The 17,944-nt window shown below is 66.4% G+C and carries 14 protein-coding genes; 5 read left to right on the top strand and 9 right to left on the bottom strand.

Features of this window, described 5'->3' with window-relative positions; all coding sequences use genetic code 11:
* Positions 1 to 5: 5 nt before the first annotated feature.
* The 5 genes from alaS to ABRP28_RS05580 all read right to left on the bottom strand — a co-directional run bounded on the left by alaS (position 6) and on the right by ABRP28_RS05580 (position 5,820).
* Complete coding sequence (gene alaS, locus ABRP28_RS05560; protein WP_350003142.1) at positions 6 to 2,684, bottom strand: alanine--tRNA ligase; 2,679 nt, start codon at positions 2,682 to 2,684, stop codon at positions 6 to 8.
* Positions 2,685 to 2,821: 137 nt separating this feature from the next.
* Positions 2,822 to 3,064, bottom strand: a complete 243-nt coding sequence (locus ABRP28_RS05565) for a hypothetical protein (protein WP_350003140.1) — start codon at positions 3,062 to 3,064, stop codon at positions 2,822 to 2,824.
* Between the two features lie 16 nt (positions 3,065 to 3,080).
* Positions 3,081 to 3,455 carry a DUF948 domain-containing protein gene (locus ABRP28_RS05570; protein WP_066276226.1) on the bottom strand — a complete coding sequence of 125 codons (375 nt, stop codon included), beginning with the start codon at positions 3,453 to 3,455 and terminating at the stop codon, positions 3,081 to 3,083.
* Between the two features lie 146 nt (positions 3,456 to 3,601).
* Entirely contained in the window at positions 3,602 to 4,228 is a 627-nt protein-coding gene (gene rpsD, locus ABRP28_RS05575; RefSeq protein WP_066276228.1) for a 30S ribosomal protein S4, read from the bottom strand.
* A 170-nt stretch (positions 4,229 to 4,398) separates the two neighbouring features.
* Positions 4,399 to 5,820, bottom strand: coding sequence for a replication-associated recombination protein A (locus tag ABRP28_RS05580; protein ID WP_350003138.1), 1,422 nt, complete (start codon positions 5,818 to 5,820; stop codon positions 4,399 to 4,401).
* Between the two features lie 68 nt (positions 5,821 to 5,888).
* Here ABRP28_RS05580 and ABRP28_RS05585 point away from each other — a divergent pair, with 68 nt between their 5' ends.
* The gene (locus ABRP28_RS05585; protein WP_350003136.1) at positions 5,889 to 6,557 is read left to right on the top strand and encodes an acVLRF1 family peptidyl-tRNA hydrolase; all 669 of its coding nucleotides are present in this window, start codon (positions 5,889 to 5,891) and stop codon (positions 6,555 to 6,557) included.
* A gap of 1 nt (position 6,558) precedes the next feature.
* Here the strand turns inward: ABRP28_RS05585 and ABRP28_RS05590 are convergent, their stop codons facing one another.
* Together ABRP28_RS05590 and aspS are read right to left on the bottom strand one after the other, a co-directional pair.
* Positions 6,559 to 7,293, bottom strand: a complete 735-nt coding sequence (locus ABRP28_RS05590; protein ID WP_350003402.1) for a GNAT family N-acetyltransferase — start codon at positions 7,291 to 7,293, stop codon at positions 6,559 to 6,561.
* Positions 7,294 to 7,412: 119 nt separating this feature from the next.
* The gene (gene aspS, locus ABRP28_RS05595; protein WP_350003134.1) at positions 7,413 to 9,194 is read right to left on the bottom strand and encodes an aspartate--tRNA ligase; all 1,782 of its coding nucleotides are present in this window, start codon (positions 9,192 to 9,194) and stop codon (positions 7,413 to 7,415) included.
* A 109-nt stretch (positions 9,195 to 9,303) separates the two neighbouring features.
* Here aspS and ABRP28_RS05600 point away from each other — a divergent pair, with 109 nt between their 5' ends.
* Positions 9,304 to 10,548, top strand: coding sequence for an APC family permease (locus ABRP28_RS05600; RefSeq protein ID WP_350003133.1), 1,245 nt, complete (start codon positions 9,304 to 9,306; stop codon positions 10,546 to 10,548).
* 135 nt (positions 10,549 to 10,683) lie between these two features.
* Here ABRP28_RS05600 and hisS read toward each other — a convergent pair whose 3' ends face one another.
* On the bottom strand, positions 10,684 to 12,048 hold the full coding sequence (gene hisS, locus ABRP28_RS05605) for a histidine--tRNA ligase (protein ID WP_350003131.1): 1,365 nt from the start codon (positions 12,046 to 12,048) through the stop codon (positions 10,684 to 10,686).
* 232 nt (positions 12,049 to 12,280) lie between these two features.
* Here hisS and ABRP28_RS05610 point away from each other — a divergent pair, with 232 nt between their 5' ends.
* The 3 genes from ABRP28_RS05610 (at position 12,281) to ABRP28_RS05620 (ending at position 15,632) form a co-directional block, all read left to right on the top strand.
* On the top strand, positions 12,281 to 13,099 hold the full coding sequence (locus ABRP28_RS05610; RefSeq protein WP_350003129.1) for a peptidylprolyl isomerase: 819 nt from the start codon (positions 12,281 to 12,283) through the stop codon (positions 13,097 to 13,099).
* 67 nt (positions 13,100 to 13,166) lie between these two features.
* Positions 13,167 to 14,780, top strand: coding sequence for a DUF349 domain-containing protein (locus ABRP28_RS05615; protein WP_350003127.1), 1,614 nt, complete (start codon positions 13,167 to 13,169; stop codon positions 14,778 to 14,780).
* 123 nt (positions 14,781 to 14,903) lie between these two features.
* Entirely contained in the window at positions 14,904 to 15,632 is a 729-nt protein-coding gene (locus ABRP28_RS05620; RefSeq protein WP_350003126.1) for a hypothetical protein, read from the top strand.
* Here ABRP28_RS05620 and ABRP28_RS05625 read toward each other — a convergent pair.
* Positions 15,513 to 17,906 carry a bifunctional (p)ppGpp synthetase/guanosine-3',5'-bis(diphosphate) 3'-pyrophosphohydrolase gene (locus ABRP28_RS05625; RefSeq protein ID WP_350003125.1) on the bottom strand — a complete coding sequence of 798 codons (2,394 nt, stop codon included), beginning with the start codon at positions 17,904 to 17,906 and terminating at the stop codon, positions 15,513 to 15,515. The genes ABRP28_RS05620 and ABRP28_RS05625 overlap by 120 nt on opposite strands.
* Positions 17,907 to 17,944: the final 38 nt, after the last annotated feature.

Genomic DNA, 17,944 nt, shown 5'->3' on the forward strand with positions numbered 1-17,944 from the left:
GAGGGTTAGCGCCGGGAAATGGCGTCAACGACGGCGGAGAGCGCCTGGCCTACCTGGCCGGCGTCGGTTCCGCCGCCCTGGGCGACGTCGTCCTTTCCGCCGCCGCCGCCACCGAGGATCCCTGCAGCCAGGCGCACCAGGGCTCCGGCTTTGACCCCTGCTTCCCGGGCGGCCTCGTTGGTGGCCACCAGGATGACGGGACGGTCGTTGGAGACTCCGGCTACTGCCACGGCCGCGGGTGCCGAGCCCAGGCGGTTCCGGAGGTCCAAAGCCAGGCCGCGGATGTCGTCAGCGCCGCTGACCTGGCCTGCGTCGTGGGCGATGACACTGACGCCGGAGGCATCCTTGGCGGTGGTGACCAGCTGGGCAGCAGCTCCTGCAAGCTGTTCCTTGCGGAGGCGGTCCAGTTCCTTCTCGGTCGCCTTGAGCTTCGCGAGCGTGGTGGCTATGCGGTCTGCAAGCTGGCCGGAGGGAACCTTCAGCATGTCGGTGAGCTCGGTAACCAGGGCGCGCTCAGCTGCCAGGTGGCGGAACGCATCCATGCCCACGAAGGCCTCCACGCGCCGGTTTCCCGACCCCACGGACTGCTCACCCAGCAGGGAAAGGCTGCCGATCAGGGAGGTGTTGGACACATGCGTGCCGCCGCAAAGTTCCCGCGACCAGGCGCCGTCGATCTCGACGACCCGGACTTCACTGCCGTAGTTCTCGCCAAAGAGCGCCATGGCGCCGAGCGCCTTGGCCTCGGCCAGGCCCATAACCTTGGTTTCCACGCGGAAGTTGTTCCGGATGGCCAGGTTGGAGACTTCCTCGATCTCGGACCGCGTGGCCGTGCTCAGCCCCTCGCCCCAGGCGAAGTCGAAGCGCAGGTAGCCGGCCTTGTTGTAGGAGCCGCGCTGGGTGGCCTCGGGGCCGAGGATCTGGTGGAGTGCGGCGTGCACGATGTGCGTGCCCGTGTGCGCCTGTTCAGCGGCGTGCCGGCGTTCGCGGTCGACGGCGGCACGAACCAGCGAATCAGCGCCGATTTCGCCTTCGCGGACGATCGCCTTGTGGACGCTCAGGCCCTTCAGGGGGCGCTGGACGTCGAGCACCTCCACGACGAACCCGTCACCGGTGATCAGGCCGGTATCGGCGGCCTGGCCGCCTGCTTCGGCGTAGAAGGGGGTTTCGGAGAGGACCAGCTCGATTTCGTCGCCGGTGGAGGCCTGCTGGACCGCGCGACCGCCGGTGAGGATGCCGCGGACGCGGGACTCGCCGTCGAGCTCGGTGTAGCCGGTGAAGACCGTCTCGCCCTGGGCCAGGATGTCCTGGAAGGCACTCAGGTCCGCGTGGCCGCCCTTCTTGCCCTTCGCATCGGCCTGGGCGCGCTGGCGCTGTTCCTGCATGAGGCTGCGGAAGGCGGCCTCATCCACTTTGAGCCCGGCTTCCTCGGCCATTTCCAGGGTGAGGTCGATGGGGAAACCGTAGGTGTCGTGCAGCGCGAAGGCATCGGCCCCGGACAGGGGCTTGTTGGCGGCCTTGGACTCCTTGACGGCGTCCTCAAGGCGTGCGGTTCCGGAGGCGATGGTCCGCAGGAAGGCCTTCTCTTCGGCGTAGGCAATCCGGCTGATCCGGGCGAAGTCGGTGTCCACCACAGGGTAGACGCCCTTCATGGCATCGCGTGAGGCGGGCAGGAGTTCGGGAAGGCAGGCCTGTTCAACACCCAGGAGGCGCATGGAACGGACGGCACGGCGGATGAGCCTGCGCAGGACGTAGCCGCGGCCTTCATTGGAGGGGGTCACGCCGTCGGAAATCAGCATCAGGGCGGAACGGATGTGGTCGGCGACCACCCGCATGCGGACATCGTCCGTGTGGTGCGGATCCTCATCGGTCTCGGCGGACGTGTATTCCTTGCCGGAGAGTTCGGCGGCCTTGTCGATGACGGGGCGGACCTGGTCCGTCTCGTACATGTTCTCGACACCCTGGAGGATCATGGCCAGGCGTTCCATGCCCAGGCCGGTGTCGATGTTGCGCTTGGGCAGTTCGCCCACGACGTCGAAATCTTCCTTGGAACGCACGTTTTCGATCTGGTACTGCATGAACACCAGGTTCCAGATTTCGATGTAGCGGGTCTCGTCAGCCAGCGGTCCGCCTTCAACGCCGTACTGGGGGCCGCGATCGTAATAGATCTCGGAGCAGGGCCCGGCAGGGCCGGGCTGGCCGGTGTGCCAGTAGTTGTCCGACTTCCCCATCTTCTGGATGCGCTCGGCAGGAACACCGGTGTTCTTGAGCCACAGGTCCTTGGCTTCGTCGTCCTCTTCGTAAACCGTCACCCAGAGGCGCTCCGGCGCCAGGCCGTAACCGCCGTCGTCAACGGCCTTGGTCAGCAGTTCCCAGGCGAACTTGATGGCGTCTTCCTTGAAGTAGTCGCCGAAGGAAAAGTTGCCGCACATCTGGAAGAACGTTCCGTGGCGGGCCGTCTTGCCCACTTCCTCGATATCACCGGTGCGGATGCACTTCTGCACGCTGACGGCGCGCGAATAGGGAGCTTCCTCCCTGGCGGTCAGGTAGGGAATGAACGGCACCATGCCGGCAACCGTGAACAGCAGCGAGGGGTCGCTGGAGACCAGCGACGCGGAGGGAACCGCGGTGTGGCCCTTGCTGACAAAAAAGTCCACCCAGCGCTTTGTGATCTCCTGCGACTTCATGAGCTGTGTACTTACCCTTCTTGCTCCGCGCCCTGTGGGTCGCGGAGGTTCTTTCGCTTGGCGGTCCCGTTGGGGTCCCCGCCGGTATGGTTCTAACGAGTGGTGCGCGGGCCGGCCGTGGCCGGTCAGCGGGATGGTCAGCGGCGGACCAGGTCTGCCGATTCGACGCCGAGGGCGGACCGGAGGTCGGTTTCCCGCTCCCGCATTCCGGAGCGGACGGCGTCGGCGAAGTCGTAGAGACCGTCGGCGAGGCGGTTGACGGAGCGGTTGAGGCCCTCCGGGCCCAGCGATGACTGCATGCTGGCCTGCACTTCGGTCACCTTGCGGAAAGCGATCACTCCGATCGCCACACCGATTCCCATCCAGACAATACGTTTCATTTTCTTCTCCCGGGTGTTAGCGGCTGCGGCGGCCGGCGGCAGGCTTCTTGCGGCCGGCCAGCGCGGTACGGACGCCGTAGCTGAAAGCTGCCACCTTGATCAGCGGCGACCCCACGGTGGCGGCCACCAGGGAGGACAGGGCGGAAAGGTTCGCGGATGCGTCCGAAACGTTGGACGAGATGCCGTCCACCTTCTTCAACTGCTGGTTGGTGGTGGAGACCGTGGCGGTGACTTCGTCCATGAGCGGTGTGGCGCCGTCACTCAGGGAACGGATGGAGGTCCGGACCTCGTCCAGGACCCGGCCCAGCTTAAGGATGGGCACCGCGAGCAGCAGCACCAGGACTGCAAACACCCCGGCAGCGATCAGGCCGGCAATATCGCCACCAGACATAGACGTTCATCTCCTCGAAATTCTGTGGTTCGGTTGCATCCCGGCGGGTGCGCGTGAAGCACATTCCGCAGATGTCCCCCAAGTACCTTACATACAAAGAAGCCCGCGGCGCTTGCCACGGGCTTCTTTGGATACGCTGCCGGAATTTAGCGTGCGTAGAATTCGACGACCAGCTGCTCTTCGCAGGTCACGGGGACCTCGGAGCGCTTGGGGCGACGGACCAGGCGGGCCTGGAGGGCTTCCAGCTTGACGTCCAGGTAGGCCGGAACGGCAGGCAGGACGTCGCGGTGGGCGCCGGCTGCTGCAACCTGGAGCGGAACCATGGTCTCGCTGCGGCTGTGGACGTGGACCAGCTGGCCCTCGCCGACGCGGAACGACGGGCGGTCAACGCGGACGCCGTCAACCATGATGTGGCGGTGCACAACCAGCTGGCGGGCCTGGGCGATGGTGCGGGCGAAGCCGGCACGCAGGACCAGGGCGTCAAGGCGCATTTCGAGCAGTTCGATGAGGTTCTCACCGGTCAGGCCCTTGGTGCGGCGGGCTTCTTCGAAGGCACGGGTCATCTGTGCTTCGCGGATGCCGTACTGGGCGCGCAGGCGCTGCTTTTCGCGCAGACGTACGGCGTAGTCGGAGTCCTGCTTCTTGCGGGCACGGCCATGCTCACCGGGGCCGTACGGGCGGCGCTCCATGTACTTGGCGGCCTTGGGGGTAAGAGCAATGCCGAGGGACCGCGAGAGGCGGGCCTGACGGCGAGCACGAGTGTTGTTAGCCACTTGTGTCCTTCCAATATCTGCGGTGTGTCAGTGTTACTGGCCTCCACGATGGAGAGCATCGGCCAACCGCTGCCTTTTGCTACTGGGCGCAGGGCATAACCTTCTCAACGTAAATTGGGGAGATTGTGCGTCTGTGCCTTGCCAGACAAACATCTATCTTACCACGGCAGTCACTTGCCCCGGACAATCCTGCGCAGCCGCTCCAGGCGCATTGCAATGTCACGCTCGGCGCCGTTGGCCGTGGGCTGGTAGTAGTCCTTCCCCACCAGGTCATCCGGCGGGTACTGCTGGGTGGCCACCGCGTGGGGGGCGTCGTGGGCGTATTTGTAGCCGAGGCCGTGTCCCAGCTGTTTGGATCCGGGGTAGTGTGCGTCCCTCAGGTGGGCGGGAATCCCGTTCCCCAGCCCTGCCCGGACATCGGCGATGGCCTTGTTAATGCCCATGTAGGCGGCGTTGGACTTGGGGGCAGTGGCCAGGTGCACCACGGCCTCCGCCAGGATGATCCGGCCTTCGGGCATGCCGATCAGCTGCACCGCCTGCGCCGCTGCCACTGCCGTCTGCAGTGCTGTGGGATCGGCCATCCCAACGTCTTCCGCCGCGGAGATCACGATCCGCCGGGCGATGAAGCGCGGGTCCTCCCCCGCCTCGAGCATGCGGGCCAGGTAGTGCAGGGACGCGTCCACGTCGGAGCCGCGGATGGACTTGATGAACGCGCTGATGACGTCATAATGCTGGTCGCCGGCACGGTCGTACCGGACGGCGGCAACGTCCAGGGCACGCTCGGTGTGTTTAAGTTCGACGGCGACGGGCCCGTCCCCTGCGTCGTCCGCATCCCCGAACGCAACGCCGGCGGCGGCCTCCAACGCCGTCAGGGCACGGCGTGCATCGCCTCCGGAAAGCCTGACGAGGTGTTCGAGCGCTTCGTCGCTGAGGGCTACCTTGCCGCCCAGCCCGCGGGGGTCGGTGACGGCGCGCTGGATCAGTCCTTCAATGTCCGCGTCGGTCAGCGGGCGGAGCGTCAGGAGCAGGGAGCGGGACAGCAGCGGTGACACCACGGAGAACGACGGGTTCTCGGTTGTGGCGGCCACCAGCACCACCCAGCGGTTTTCGACTCCGGGCAGCAGGGCATCCTGCTGGGCCTTGTTGAAGCGGTGGATCTCGTCCAGGAACAGGACCGTGGTGGTCTTGTAGAGGTCGCGGGCAGTCAGGGCCTCGTCCATCACGCGCCGCACGTCCTTGACACCGGCGGTGATTGCGGAGAGCTCCACGAACTTTCTGCCCTGTCCGCGGGCAATAACGTGCGCGAGGGTCGTTTTGCCGGTTCCCGGGGGGCCCCAAAGAATGAGCGAGGTGGGTCCCGCAGGGCCTGTTGTGTCTGCGCCGGCTCCTGCAGCCAACTGGCGCAGGGGCGACCCCTGGCCGAGGAGGTGCTGCTGGCCCACTACCTCGTCAAGGGTGCGGGGACGCATCCGGACGGCGAGCGGACCGCGGGGGGAAGAGATGGTCCCTGGCCCGGCAGGCCGAACGGCGGCGACGGAACCGTCGTCGTCGTCATCATCATTGCCGCGGCCGTGCCCGAAGAGATCTTCCACATAGATAGGCTACTTCGAGTTCACTTCCGGATTTTCCCCGGGAGGCCGCCCAGTGAAGGAATGCAACCATGTCCGCACGCAGCACCGGCGGAGCCAGGCCGGCCTCCGTGCGCAACGCTTTCATTCCCGGCGGCCGGCTGGCCGGATGGGCGGACAGGTTCGGCGCAGCGCACGGCGGATACCAGCTCAGTGATGACGACGACGGCCTCCGCCTCCTGGCGGCGGACGGCGCCGAAGCTCTCCTGCAGTCCCCCTGGCCCGTTGACGGCCGGCCGGGCCGCGGCGCGGATGCCCTTGAGCGGCTGGCCTCCCTGGCCTCGCAGCCGCGGCGGCTGGGACTGCTGCTGGCCAGGCGCGGAGGCTACGGCGTGGCAGTGGTGGCTGAGGGCCAGGCCCTGGCGGCGAAGGTGGGATCCACCTATGTGCAGTCGCGGACGGCCGCGGGCGGACAGTCCCAGCAGCGGTTCGCCCGGCGGCGGTCCAACCAGGCGGACGCCCTGGTGGATGCTGTCGCCGAACAGGCTGCCCGCACCTTCAGCAGTGAGCCCTTTGAATACATGTTGCCCGGGGGTGACCGGGCCTTGGTAGGGCTTGTCCTCCAGCACCCCGCCCTGCAGGGCTACGCCGCCATGCCACGGCTGGCGTACCTTGACGTCCCGGATCCCAAGGCCGCAGTGCTGCGCAAGGCAGCCGCGGATTCATGCGCGGTGCGGATCCAGGTCACCGACGCCCCCTGAACTAGCAGCCTGTCAGCGCCCGGCGGGGGCGCTCCTGGCGGTAGAGATAGCTGCCTGCTTCCTCGAACCCTGCCTGCTGGTAGAGATCCCGGGCGCCGGAGTTGGCAGCAGTAACCAGCAGCCAGAAGCATTCCACGTTCCGTGCGTTCCCGGCGGACAAGAGCGCCTGGAGCACCGCCGTCGCATAGCCCCGCCTGCGGTGCGCGGGCGATGTCGCCATGCAGTAGATTCCTCCGGTGGCGCCCACCAGGGCGAGGCGCCCGACGGCGGCCGGGCCGCCGTCGTCGTCCCTGGCGAGGGCATACAGCCCAGGGCACCCCGTTAAGATCGCGCGCGCTGCCTCCCGTTCCTGCCTACCGCCCCTGCCGTCCACGCTCCACCAAAGGTGCAGCCACTCCTCACTGGGCTCGTCGAGGATCTCCACTCCTGTGCCTTCCGGATGCCCGGCCTGGGATCGGGAAGGCCGGGCCATGATCAGTGTTTCGGATTGGCGGGTGAAGCCCTGGGCGTCCAGCAGCTGGTTGAGCCCGGTGTTGGCCGGCGTGTCCGCTACCTGGAAGATCAGCGGGAGGCGCCGCGTGCGGTACCACCGCGCAGCCTCCCGGAGTGCATCCTGCGGCTCTTGTGCAGGGTCCCGCGGCCACACGGAGTTGGCACGCTGCGTAACGCCGTCGGCAGCCCGCAGGACCCACTCCCCCAGGTCATGGCGTTCGGGGGCGGGCCAGGCCGCATCCATCAGCGCTTCGTAGGTAGGGGCGGGCTGGTTCGAACAGTTGAGGGCCACGGGGACTCCTGGTTTTGGACAGACCGAAGCCCCCCCCTTCCAGGAGGGCCTTCAGGCCAAACGGACAGTGCCTACTTGCCCTCTTCCGGCTTCTTCGCCTCAGGCTTGAAGTCAACGCCTGCTTCCTTGCGCTGCTGCGGCGTGATGGGCGCCGGAGCTGCGGTCAGGGGGTCGTAGCCGTTGCCGGTCTTGGGGAAGGCGATGACGTCGCGGATGGAATCCACGCCGGACAGCAGCGCCACGACGCGGTCCCAGCCGAAGGCGATGCCGCCGTGCGGAGGTGCACCGTACTTGAAGCCTTCAAGCAGGAAGCCGAACTTTTCCTGGGCGTCCTGGTGCGAGAGGCCCATGACCTCGAAGACCCGTTCCTGAACATCGCTCTGGTGGATACGGATGGAGCCGCCGCCGATTTCGTTGCCGTTGCAGACGATGTCGTAGGCGTATGCCAGCGCGGACTCGGGGTCCGTATCGAAGCTGTCCATGAACTCAGGCTTGGGGGACGTAAACGCATGGTGCACTGCGGTCCACTGGCCGGCGCCGACGGCCACGTCGCCGGAAGCCACAGCTGCTGCTGCCGGCTCGAACATCGGCGCGTCCACCACCCAGCAGAAAGCCCAGTCGTCCGGGTTGATCAGGCCGGTGCGGTGGCCGATTTCAACACGGGCCGCGCCCAGCAGGGCGCGGGCGGAAGACTTGTCGCCGGCGGCGAAGAAGATGCAGTCGCCCGGCTTGGCTCCCACGGCATCCGCCAGTCCTGCCCGTTCTGCCTCGGTGAGGTTCTTGGCCACGGGGCCGGCCAGTTCGCCGTCTTCCTTAAAGAGGACGTACGCCAATCCCTTGTGCCCGCGCTGCTTGGCGAACTCCTGCCAGCCATCCAGGGTCCGGCGCGGCTGCGAAGCGCCGCCCGGCATCACCACGGCACCGACGTAGGGCGCCTTGAAGACACCGAAGTTGGTGTCCTTGAAGAACTCAGTCAGCTCCGTCAGCTCCACGCCGAAACGGAGGTCCGGCTTGTCCGAGCCGAAGCGTGCCATGGCGTCGTGGTAGGTGATGCGCTGGATCGGCGTCGGAATTTCGACGTCGATGAGCTTCCACAGTGCCTTGACGATGTTCTCGCCCAGGGCGATGACGTCGTCCTGCTCCACGAAGCTGGCTTCGATGTCCAGCTGCGTGAACTCCGGCTGCCGGTCCGCACGGAAATCCTCGTCACGGTAGCAGCGGGCAATCTGGTAGTACTTCTCAAAACCGCCCACCTGCAGGAGCTGCTTGAACAGCTGGGGCGACTGCGGCAGCGCATACCAGGAACCGGGCGCCAGGCGGGCCGGCACAACAAAGTCGCGGGCACCTTCAGGTGTTGAACGGGTCAACGTCGGGGTCTCCACCTCAACGAAGCCGTCCTGGTGCAGCAGTTCGCGGGCCACGCGGTTGGCCTCGGAACGCAGCCGCAGGTTGCGGGCGGGGCCCGGGCGGCGGAGGTCCAGGTAACGGTGCTTCAGGCGTGCTTCCTCGCCCACTTCAACATGCTCGTCGATCTGGAACGGAAGGGGGTCGGAGGTGTTGAGGATGGTGACCTTTTCGGCCATGACCTCGATCTCGCCGGTGGCCAGGGCCGGGTTCTCATTGCCCTCCGGCCGCTTGGAAACGGTGCCGATGATCTGCAGGACGTACTCGTTACGCAGGCCGTGGAAAACTTCTTCCTCGCGGACCACCACCTGTGCCACGCCGGAAGCATCACGCAGGTCCACGAAGGCCACACCACCGTGATCACGGCGGCGGCCAACCCAGCCGGCCAGGGTTACGGTTTGTCCAATGTGCTCGGAACGTAGGGATCCGAGGTCATGTGTGCGCAGCACAGCACGCCTTTCTGCGGGGTTACGGCGGGAAGTCGATCGGGAAGTTAAATAAGATCGTTTCGGGAACAATCCCGTTCGAGTTTACCCGCTGCAAAGGGACTGCCACCGCATGAGCGCACACCAGCAACTTCAACGCAGGCTTGGCACGTTTGATGCCACGGCCATCGGACTCGGCTCAATGCTGGGAGCGGGGGTCTTTGTTGTCTTCGCGCCTGCGGCCGCGCTGGCAGGCCAGTTGCTGGCCCTGTCGGTGGTCATCGCCGGGGTGGTTGCCTACTGCAACGCCGTCGCCTCGGCCGCCCTCGCCGCGAAGTATCCCACCAGCGGAGGGACCTACGTTTATGGCCGCGAACAGCTTGGCCAGTGGCCGGGGTTCCTTGCCGGCTGGGGCTTCGTCACCGGGAAGACTGCGTCCTGCGCCGCCATGGCACTGACGTTCGGCAGCTATGCCTGGCCCGGCTACGCAGTGCCGGTGGCCGTGGCGGCCGTGGTTGTCCTCACCGGCGTCAACCTGCTGGGCATCACCCGCACGGCGCTGCTCACGCGGATCCTGCTGTGCATCGTGTTGGCCACCCTCGCCTTTGTTGCCGTAGCCTCAGCCGTGGGCCCCCATCCCGCCGCCGGCAGCGGCGGCCCTGCGGTCGAAGCGTCGCTGGGCGGGGTGCTGCCGGCAGCCGGACTGATGTTCTTTGCCTTTGCCGGCTACGCGCGGATCGCCACGCTGGGCGAGGAAGTCAAGGATCCTGCCCGGGCCATCCCGCGCGCAATCATTGCCGCCCTGGCTGCAGCGTTCGCGATCTACCTGGCCTTGTCGCTGCTCCTGCTGAACCACCTTCCCGGCGGGCAGCTCGCCGCAACCCGGACGCCGCTGCTGGACGCGGTGCTCGAGTCACGGTTTGAGGGCGGTGCAGTAGTGGTGCAGGTGGGCGCCGCCGCCGCCTGCCTGGGAGCCCTGCTGGCACTGATCACCGGCGTGGGCCGGACCACCATGGCCATGGCACGGGAACGGGACCTGCCCTCGCCGCTGGCGAAGGTGGGGGGAAAACACACTGTTCCGTACGTTGCCGAACTCGCCGTGGCCGCCGTCGTTATCCTGCTTCTCCTCACCACGGACGTCATGACGGTGGTGGGCTTCTCCAGCTTTGGCGTGCTGATTTACTACGCTGTGGCCAACGCTTCCGCGTACACCCTGGCGGCGCACCCGGGATACGCCCCCAAGTGGCTGAACGCCGTCGGCTTCGGAGCCTGCCTGCTGCTGGCCTTTACCCTGCCGCCGGCGTCCGTCCTGACCATGGTGGCCGTGCTGGCAGCGGGCGTGGCCGGGCGGTGGCTGGTGCTGCGGCTGCGGCACTAGCGCCGCCCACGGCGCGGAGCGGGACAGTCGCGGGGCACTTTGGTCGGCCCACAGGCCGTCTGCGGAAGAATCGACGGCGGGTCTGTGCCAAAGTGCCCCACGACGGCGGCGCAGGGCGCCAAGGGTCCGGTGCGGCTAAACGGCTGCTGGTGCCGGCTCTGCAGCCGTAGACACCTGCACTGCCAGGTCTTCGGCCGGCGGCATCCAGGTTTCCGGTGCTGCGACTACCTGTTCGCCGGTGCGGAGGTCCTTGACCTGGTGCGTGCCGTCGTCGTCCGTGAACCAGACGAACGGGATGCCGCGGCGGTCGGCGAACTTGATCTGCTTGCCGAACTTTTCGGCCTTCGCGGCCACTTCGGTGGGAATTCCGCGGCTGCGCAACTGGGCGGCCACGTCCTGCGCAGCGTCCCAGCTGTCATCGTGTGTGAGGGCCACCAGCACGGCAGTGGGAACCGAACGTGAGGCCTTGGCCAGGTCCTGGCTGAGGATGCGGGACACCAGCCGGGTGACGCCGATGGAAAGTCCGACGCCCGGGAACTTCCGGTTCCCCTTCGAGGCCAGCGCGTCATACCGGCCGCCGGAGCAGATGGAGCCCAGCTGTTCATGCCCCACCAGCACGGTTTCCACCACTGTCCCGGTGTAATAGTCCAGGCCGCGGGCGATGCTGAGGTCCGCCACCACCTTGCCCGGTGCCCGCTGGACGGCCGCCTCAATGACCTGTTCAAGCTCGCTGAGTCCCTCCTCCAGCAGATCATTGGTGACACCCAGCGCGCGGACCTGGGTCACGAACGAGGTGTTCTCGGTGCGGATTCCGGCCAGCTGCAGGGCCTTCTGCGCCTGGTCATCGGTGGCGCCCAGTTCCGACTTCAACAGTTCCGCGACCTTCGCCGGGCCGATCTTTTCGAGTTTGTCGATGCTCCGCAGCACACCCGCCGTGTCATCCAGGCCAAGACCGCGGTAGAAGCCCTCGGCGAGCTTCCTGTTGTTGATGCGCAGGCGGAAGTCCGGGATGGGGAGGGCGCTCAGCGCCTCAGCGATCACCAGGGCAATCTCGACGTCGTAGCGGAACGGCAGCTCGCCGTCTCCCACCACATCGATGTCCGCCTGGGTGAACTCGCGGGCGCGGCCTTCCTGCGGGCGTTCGCCGCGCCATACCTTCTGGATCTGGTAGCGCCGGAAGGGGAACGCCAGGTAGCCGGCGTTTTCGACGACGTAGCGGGCGAACGGGACAGTGAGGTCGAAGTGCAGGGCAAGTGCGTGCGCATCGCCTTTGCCTTTTGCCTCACCTTCGTCCTCCTGGAGGCGGCTCAGCCCGTACACCTCCTTGTCGATCTCACCCTTGCGCAGCAGCTGGCCAACCGTTTCCACGGCCCGGGTTTCAATGGAGGAGAAGCCGTGCAGCTCGAACACCCGGCGCAGGGTATCCAGCACATGGAGCTCCACCAGCCGCTCCTCGGGAAGCCACTCGGGGAATCCGGACAGGGAGGCGGTGCGTGCCATGGTGGAGTTTCTCCTCTTGGTAAAGGGCGGCAGGGAGGGGCGCGGCAATTGGCCCGAAACGGGCTTACGGCGGCGGCACCCCGGCCAGTCATGCATAAACTATGTGCGGCAGTCAGTTTATGTCGTCTCCCGCCGGCTTCTCTAATGCGGCGGACCGGCAGGCCCGGCCGCCCCACGCCAGCACACGCGGTGCACAGCCGCGCGTGCTGCAGCCCGACTATGAGGAGGACCCTTGGCGGCCAGTTCACGCAGTGCCCGCGAAACGAGACGGCGCATCCAGCAGATGGAAGCCAAGCGGGCCATGCGACGGGACCAGGAAAGCAGGCGCAAGCGCGACAACCTTATCGCCGCCGGTGCCGGAGCGGCCGCCGTTGTTTTCGCCGTCGTCCTCCAACTCACTGCTTTTGCCGGCAACCCCAGCGAGGAAGAGTTCGCCGCCGCAGAAGCCGGGCTGAGCAGCCCGTCCGCGTCTGCGGAGCCGTCCGCCAGCCCGTCCGCGCAAGCAACCAACGGCCCCAACATCCCTGCCGCGGATACCGCCGCGGGGCAGACCTTTACCGGCGAGCTCGTGCTGAACGGCAGCGCCCTCGGCGTGGAACTGAACGGAACGGACGCTCCCCAGGCAACAGCGGTGTTCAAGTCGCTCAGCGATGAGGGCTACTTCAGCGGCAAGACCTGCCACCGCCTCACCACAGGCGAGACCTTCGGCGTCCTGCAGTGCGGCTCCCCCACCGGCGACGGGCAGGGCGACCCGGACTACACCTGGGGTCCGCTGGAGAACACGCCGGAGGACAATGCCTATCCGGCCGGAACCATCGCAGTGGCCCGGACCGGCAACAACGCGTTCGGAAACGGCACCCAGTTCTTCATTGTCTACAAAGACACGGTCATCCCCGCGGACAGCGCCGGCGGCTACACCGTGGTGGGGAAGGTGACATCGGGGCTGGACGTGGTGTCCAACCTGGCCGCCGCCGGCATCACGCCGGGCAGCAGCGACACGGACGGCGCGCCCGTCGAACCAGTCACGATAGACTCGTTTTCTCTGAAGTAGGAAGCCCGGCCGCTATGGCCGCGGTGCAGTACGTGAGTATTTCCCTCCAAGCGAAAGACTTTTAGCGGTGACAGACAGTCAGAAATCCGACGAAACGGCAACAGACCTGACCGAAACGGCGGCCCCCGCGGCCGACGGCGCAGGCACTGAGGCATCCGGTACGACCGCAGTGGAAGCTCCTGAAGCCGTGGCTGCGGCAGCAGAACCTGCTGAAAGCGAGGCTGGCCCCTCCGCTCCCGCCGATGACACTCCTGCTGATGGCACTCCCGCGGATGACAATTCCGTGCCTGCCCCCGCACCGGCAACTGCACCGGCCCCCTCACCCTCCCCCCGGGCGGCGGCACCGTCCCCCGCCGCGTTCGCTTCCCGCCCCAAGCCTGCCGCTGCCGCCCCCGCTGCGGCTGCTGTTCCGGCAGCGCCTGCCACCTCTTTGGCGGAGGCCTCGAAGTGGGGCCGGGTTGAAGGCGACGGCCACGTATTCCTGACCATTGACGGCAGCGAGCATGCCGTCGGGCAGTACCCGGGCGTCAGCGACGACGAAGCCCTTGCCTACTTTGCGCGCAAGTATGACGACGTCGTAGCCCAGATTGTGCTGCTCGAACAGCGCGTCAGCTCCAAGGCACCCAGCACGGACATGCAGAAGACCGTCACCCACCTCCGCGAACAGCTGGCGGAACGGAACATGGTGGGCGACCTCCGTGCGGCCGAGGCGAGGCTGGACAAGCTGGCCGAGCAGATCAGTGAGCTGGAGAAGGCCGAAAAGGCCGAGCACGAGGCCGTCCGCGCCTCTGAACTTGCAGCCCGTGAGGCAATTGTTGCCGAAGCTGAGCAGATCTCCGGCCAGGACCCCGCACAGACCCAGTGGAAGACCTCCAGTGCCCGCATGAACGAACTCTTCGAGGGCTGGAAAGCAGCCCAGAAGAGCGGCGTGCGCCTGGGCCGCAGCAACGAAGACGCCCTGTGGAAGAGGTTCCGGGCTGCGCGGACTGTATTCGACCGCCACCGCCGCGCCTACTTCTCGCAGCTGGACAGCAATAACTCCGCGGCGAAATCCGCCAAGGAAAAGCTGATCGCCGAGGCCGAAGCATTGTCCACCTCTACGGACTGGGGTTTTGCCGCCGGCGAGTACCGCAGGCTGATGGACCAGTGGAAAGCATCACCCCGCGCCAGCCGCAAGGACGACGACGCACTCTGGGCACGGTTCCGTGCGGCCCAGGATGTGTTCTTCACCAACCGCCAGGCTGCCAACGACGAGATCGACCAGGAATACTCGGCGAACCTCACCGTCAAGGAGGCACTCCTGGTGGAGGCCAACGCCATCCTTCCAATCAAGGACCTGGCGGCAGCCAAGAAGGCACTGCAGTCCATCCGTGACCGTTGGGAAGAAGCAGGCAAGGTCCCGCGCGGCGACATGGGCCGCATCGAGGCCGGGCTCCGGAAGGTTGAAGATGCCGTCCGCAACGCTGAGGAAGAGCAGTGGCAGCGCTCCAACCCGGAGCGGAAGGCGCGCACCAACAGCGCCCTGTCCCAGCTGGAATCCGCGATCGCAGGCCTTCAGGACGATCTTGCCAAGGCAGAGAAGACCGGCGACCAGCGCAAGATCAAGGCCGCCCAGGAAGCCCTCGAGGCGCGGCAGGCCTGGCTCGACCAGATCCAGCGCTCGGCCAGCGAACTTTCCTAAGCCACCACGCTCTGGCTCGTCCGCCTGCTTCGCAGGCCGGCGTCTGCGGCAGGCCCGGCTCGGTTATCCACATAACCGGACCGGGCCTGTCCCTGTTAAGGGCCTGCGCGGCAGGATGGACGAATGGCGACTCCATCGGCTTCCGCGGGCAATGACCAACCCCCTGCAGCAGAAGCGGCAGCACCACGCTTCCCTGATCTCTACGTCCCGGACATGCCCTTCGCCATGCCGGAACTGCAAACCCTTGCCGCGGACGGGCTCCTGGACCGGCTGTACCACCGTGGGTACACGCTGCCCGGGGTGGCCGCGTCCCCGCAACTGCGTGCACGGGCAGCGGCCGGGGCGGTACCGTTGCCGGTCAGGCAAAGGGTGGTTGCCGGCCGCATGACAGCAGCCTGGATCTACGGCTGCGCGGCGGAACCGGACAGACTTGCCCTGTTGGTGGATGCCAAACGGAGGGTCTCAAGCCTCCGGAACACCAGGGGCTGCACCCTGCACGAGGTGAAGCTTGGACCCTTTGACGTGGTCAGCCTCGGCGGCCTGATGGTCTCCAGCCCGCTGCGGACTGCCCTGGACATTGCCCTGCACGTGGAGGCAGGCAGGGCTATCCCCGCACTGAAGGGCTTGCTGGCACGCCCGCAAAAGGACGTCCGCCTGCGCCTGCTGGTCCTGGCCATAGAAGCTACGCCCCGCGTGCCCCACAAGCGCGCCGCCCTGGAAAAGCTCGCCGCGCTAGCTCCGGCGCTTGTTGCCGGTGGTCCGGTAAACGTCGAACACGCCGTCGATCCTGCGCACAGCGCTGAGGACGTGGCTCAGGTACTTGGGGTCGCCCATCTCGAAGGCAAACTTTGAGATTGCCACCCGGTCCGTGGAGGTATGCACGCTGGCCGCCAGGATGTTCACGTGGTTCTCGGACAGGACCCGGGTCACGTCAGACAGCAATGACTTGCGGTCCAGCGCTTCCACCTGGATCTCGACCAGGAAGACGCTGGACTGCGTTGGCGCCCAGTCCACGTCCACAATGCGGTCGGGCTGGTCCTTCAGGTCCGAGATGTTAGTGCAGTCCGTCCTGTGCACGGAGACTCCCGAGCCCCGGGTCACGAAGCCAAGGATCGGGTCAGGGGGGACGGGCGTGCAGCAGCGGGCCAGCTTGACCCAGACGTCGCCTACTCCGCGGACCACCACGCCCGAGTCGGAGAAGCGTGCCTTGGTGACCTGGGTGGGGATACTGACTTCGGTGATGTCGTCGTCGGCGCTCTCATTGCCGCCGAGGCTTTCCACCAGCTTTTCCATGACCGACTGGGCGGACGTATGCCCGTCGCCCACTCCGGCGTAGAGGCCTGAAATGTCAACGTACTTGAAATCCTCTGCAACTGCGGCGAGGGCTTCGTGTGTCATCAGCCGCTGCAGCGGAAGGTTCTGCTTCCGCATTGCACGGGTCAACAGTTCCTTGCCGCGGTCGATTGCCTCTTCCCGGCGTTCCTTGCTGAACCACTGGCGGATCTTGTTGCGGGCCCGGGCGCTCTTGACGAAGTGCTGCCAGTCCTGGCTGGGGCCAGCGCCCTCCGCTTTGGAGGTGAAAATCTCCACCCAGTCACCGTGGTTCAGCTCGCTGTTAAGCGGAACCAGTTTGCCGTTGACCCGGGCACCGATGGTCCGGTGCCCGACTTCGGTGTGGACTGCGTACGCAAAGTCCACGGGAGTGGACCCGGCGGGCAGCGCCATGACTTCGCCCTTGGGGGTGAAGACAAAAACTTCCCGTGCGTTGATTTCGAAGCGGAGGGAGTCCAGGAATTCACCCGGATCCGAGGTTTCCTGCTGCCAGTCCACCAGCGAACGCAGCCAGCCCATGTCCCCGTCCCGGGGGCTGCCGGGACCAACCGCGGTCCGGTTGGGCTGGTCCTTGTACTTCCAGTGCGCAGCCACGCCATATTCAGCACGGCGGTGCATCTCATGGGTACGGATCTGGATCTCAACCGGCTTGCCGCCGGGCCCGATCACCGTGGTGTGCAGTGACTGGTACATATTGAACTTGGGCATCGCGATGTAGTCCTTGAACCTGCCGGGCAGCGGGTTCCAGCGCGAGTGCATGGCGCCCAGGGCGGCGTAGCAGTCACGGACGGAGTCCACCAGGACACGGACACCCATGAGGTCGTTGATGTCGTCGAAGTCCTTATCGCGGACGATCATCTTCTGGTAGATGGAGTAGTAGTGCTTGGGGCGGCCGGTGATGGTCGCCTTGATCTTGGCGGTACGGAGGTCCTCGGTGATCTGGTCCCGGATGACACTCAGGCTCTTCTCCCGCTCGGGGGTCCGGTCCCCCACCATCCGGACGATCTCTTCATAGACCTTCGGGTACAGCGCCGCGAAGGAGAGGTCCTCCAGCTCCCACTTGATGGTGTTCATGCCCAGCCGGTGGGCCAGGGGCGCAAAGATCTCGAGCGTCTCGCGGGCCTTCCGGGCGGAGGATTCCGCGGAGACGAACCGCCAGGTCCGTGCGTTGTGCAGCCGGTCCGCCAGTTTGATCATCAGGACACGGATGTCCTTTGCCATGGCAACAACCATTTTGCGGACGGTCTCGGACTGCGCGGCCTCACCAAAGCTGACCTTGTCCAGCTTGGTCACACCGTCCACCAGCATGGCCACTTCGGGACCGAAGTCCCGCTTCAAGTCGGCGAGGGTGTAGGGCGTGTCCTCCACCGTGTCGTGCAGCAGGGCCGCGGCCAAGGTGGTTCCACTCAGCCCAAGTTCGGCCAGGATGGTGGCCACGGCCACGGGATGCGTGATGTAGGGGTCGCCGCTCTTGCGCTTCTGCCCGCGGTGGCTTTGCTCCGCAACGTCGAAGGCCCGCTGGATGAGGTCGAAGTCCTCTTTGGGGTTGTTGGCCCGGACAGTCCTTAGCAGGGGCTCAAGGATGGGCGAATACGTCGCTGTGCTGCGCCCCGTCAGCCGGGCGAGCCTGGAGCGGGTCCGTTCCCGGCGGCCGGGAAAGGTGGGGCGTGAGCCGGAGTTGTCGACCGGAACCAGCGGACCAGGGCGCGCGGACGAGGCCACCCCGGCCTGCGTACCGTTGGCAGCACTCTTGTCTCCTTGTGCCGCTGGCGCTGACGCCGAACGCTCTTCCAATGAAGTACCCCTCACCACCGTTTAATTACTTCAGTCTA

The sequence above is a fragment of the Pseudarthrobacter sp. WHRI 8279 genome, from assembly GCF_040224115.2.
Taxonomy (GTDB): Bacteria; Actinomycetota; Actinomycetes; order Actinomycetales; family Micrococcaceae; genus Arthrobacter.

Coding starts and splice junctions, on each gene's coding strand:
- alaS (WP_350003142.1), bottom strand. CDS start 2,684: ATGAAGTCGCAGGAGATCACAAAGCGCTGGGTGGACTTTTTTGTCAGC.
- ABRP28_RS05565 (WP_350003140.1), bottom strand. CDS start 3,064: ATGAAACGTATTGTCTGGATGGGAATCGGTGTGGCGATCGGAGTGATC.
- ABRP28_RS05570 (WP_066276226.1), bottom strand. CDS start 3,455: ATGTCTGGTGGCGATATTGCCGGCCTGATCGCTGCCGGGGTGTTTGCA.
- ABRP28_RS05585 (WP_350003136.1), top strand. CDS start 5,889: ATGTCCGCACGCAGCACCGGCGGAGCCAGGCCGGCCTCCGTGCGCAAC.
- ABRP28_RS05590 (WP_350003402.1), bottom strand. CDS start 7,293: ATGGATGCGGCCTGGCCCGCCCCCGAACGCCATGACCTGGGGGAGTGG.
- ABRP28_RS05600 (WP_350003133.1), top strand. CDS start 9,304: ATGAGCGCACACCAGCAACTTCAACGCAGGCTTGGCACGTTTGATGCC.
- hisS (WP_350003131.1), bottom strand. CDS start 12,048: ATGGCACGCACCGCCTCCCTGTCCGGATTCCCCGAGTGGCTTCCCGAG.
- ABRP28_RS05620 (WP_350003126.1), top strand. CDS start 14,904: ATGGCGACTCCATCGGCTTCCGCGGGCAATGACCAACCCCCTGCAGCA.